The 267-nt window shown below is 50.6% G+C and carries 1 rRNA gene; it reads right to left on the bottom strand.

The features are described from left to right. Positions 1 to 267 (bottom strand): 23S ribosomal RNA (locus ACEO2X_RS14470); the annotation flags it as partial.

Consider the following 267-nt stretch of genomic DNA (forward strand, 5'->3'; position numbering starts at 1 on the left):
CTTGGTCTTTCAGCGAACGGGTTTTTCACCCGTTTTGTCGTTACTCACGTCAGCATTCGCACTTCTGATACCTCCAGCAGACTTCTCAATCCACCTTCGTCGGCTTACAGAACGCTCCCCTACCACGTATACAAAGTATACATCCGCAGCTTCGGCACATAGTTTTAGCCCCGTTACATCTTCCGCGCAGGCCGACTCGACTAGTGAGCTATTACGCTTTCTTTAAAGGGTGGCTGCTTCTAAGCCAACCTCCTAGCTGTCTATGCC

The sequence above is a fragment of the Acinetobacter sp. AL9 genome, from assembly GCF_041464035.1.
In the GTDB taxonomy this organism is placed as follows: Bacteria; Pseudomonadota; Gammaproteobacteria; order Pseudomonadales; family Moraxellaceae; genus Acinetobacter; species Acinetobacter towneri.